The organism is Leisingera sp. F5 (genome assembly GCF_001593695.1).
Window position 1 is genome coordinate 1 of sequence record NZ_LUKH01000635.1, and the last position, 1,956, is coordinate 1,956.

The 1,956-nt window shown below is 64.0% G+C and carries 2 protein-coding genes and 1 pseudogene; 2 read left to right on the forward strand and 1 reads right to left on the reverse strand.

Annotated elements, in window-relative coordinates; genetic code table 11:
• Window positions 1–88: pseudogene (locus A2I95_RS42705) on the forward strand (carbonic anhydrase); the annotation flags it as partial.
• Window positions 89–91: 3 nt separating this feature from the next.
• Here A2I95_RS42705 and A2I95_RS34170 read toward each other — a convergent pair.
• Window positions 92–1,255, reverse strand: a complete 1,164-nt coding sequence (locus A2I95_RS34170; RefSeq protein WP_291736961.1) for a DUF3095 domain-containing protein — start codon at window positions 1,253–1,255, stop codon at window positions 92–94.
• A gap of 116 nt (window positions 1,256–1,371) precedes the next feature.
• On the opposite strand from A2I95_RS34170, the gene A2I95_RS34175 reads away from it, so the two are divergent.
• Window positions 1,372–1,956 (forward strand): MFS transporter (locus A2I95_RS34175; RefSeq protein WP_291736963.1); only part of this gene is annotated, 585 nt, incomplete at its 3' end.

Sequence of the window (1,956 nt, forward strand, 5' to 3'; positions counted from 1 at the left end):
GCTTAGCCTACACGGTCTGTGGACCGATATCGGCGAGGGCGGCCTGGAATGTTATGATCCCAAAACGGGCGTGTTTGCGCCTGTCTGACAATCATGCCGGATTTTTGCCGGCACCAAAGGCAGCCGCCAGATTGGCGGCTGCTTGCGTATAGCCGCCATCGGCCCCATCGACAAAGTGGATGTGATCGTCCTCAACCGGCGAGGGCACGATGCAGGTGACCATGGCGGCGTCCTGTTCATGCAGGCCGAAATGCACCAGCCCCGCCGCGGCAGCTTGCTGCAGGCGGTCGCGGATCCGGATGCTGATGGCCGGGGTGCAATCCAGCGTCATCTTCAGCCCGTCGTCGAATTTTCGAAAATCCGAATGGGCTTTGAGCATTGACAGGTAGTGCACCGCGTCAAACGCGCCCACACGCCGTTTGCCGATAAATATCCAGGCGGCAAAGGCGCAGTGGCCTAATAGATAAAGCTTTCGCAAAAACAGGGGCAGTTTGCCGCGCGAGGCCTGTGCTTCGAGCGTCAGCCCGGCGGGCGGAAAGCGCAGTTTGGGGCCGGCATCGGGCACCGGGTGACCGTCTTCGGCAAGCTCGGAAGCCAGATCCAGAAGTTCAGCCGAGAGCCGTGCAAAGGCCCGCGGGCTGGTGCCTGGCGCGGGCTGGGCAACCACCGACAGGATAATGCCGTTGCGTGCGGGTGTATTGCTCCAGCGGCAGGACAGGCCGCTGAGGTCGGGCGGTTCTGCCTGCGGGGCGGCTGGCACTTCAAAGGCACCGGCTTTCATCTGTGCTTCGGCCCAGGCTAGGCCACCGCCGTTGAACATGGCGAAATCCGCATGGTCCGACACGGCATAGCGGGCGATCCGGACGTCCAGCCCTTCGGCGCGAATCCAGCCCATCGGCAGCATCGCCGCCCGCAGGTTGACGCCGTACTCTGCTTCGGTCCAGCTGCGCAAACCCGCCAGCACTTCTGAGGCGGTGTCTTTGTGCCGGGACGGCACCGCAAAGGAGGCGCCATCACCGCCGAAAACATAGGGGAAAGCCTCGCCCTCAAGCGCGTTGCGCATGGCTGCGATCACCGCCGCGCCGATCATGTTGACGGTCTTGTAGCGGCCCGCAGCCACCAGCCCGGTGGAGTTGACGATATCGGTGCAGCACAGGTGCCAGTCCGGCGGCAGCGGTACAAAGGCCTCTGGCGCGGCAAGGCTGTCGAAGGACCGGGTGCTTGGCAGGCCGGAATAGAAAGTGTCTGTCGTCATTCCGTTACCGCCCCAGTATCCTGTCCTAGCGACCTGCCGTTTCTACCTAAACGAATTGTGTGCCGGGGCCAAACATGCAAGCTGAGCCGCGGAAACAGTAAACCGGGGGACGGGAAATGCAGGCAGGATTGGCCTTATTGTGCTTGGCTTATGTGCTGAGCCAGTTTTTCCGTGCTTTCCTGGCGGTGCTCTCCGGCGTGCTGGGGCAGGATATCGGCGCGGCGCCGGATGATCTCGCCTTTGCGTCGGGCATGTGGTTCCTGTCTTTTGCCGCAATGCAGCTGCCGGTGGGCTGGGCGCTGGACCATGCGGGACCGCGCCGGACCGCGGCGCTGCTGCTGTTGCTGGGCGGCGGCGGCGGGGCTGCGCTGTTTGCTGCGGCCACCGGGCCCTTGCATGTCAGTATCGCGATGTTCCTGATCGGCATCGGCTGTTCGCCGGTGCTGATGGCCTCATATTACATCTTTGCGCGCCAGTACCCGCCTGCCCGCTTTGCCACCCTCGCCGCGCTGATGCTGGGGGTGGGGTCGGCGGGCAATCTGGTGGCGTCCTACCCGACCGCACTGGCGGTGGATCTGTTCGGCTGGCGGCAGACGCTGGCGGGGCTGGCAGTGGTTTCCGTGGTGGTTGCGGCAGGGATCTTTCTGACTGTCGCGGACCCGGACAAGCCGGAGGGCGAGCACAAGGGATCGGTACTCGAC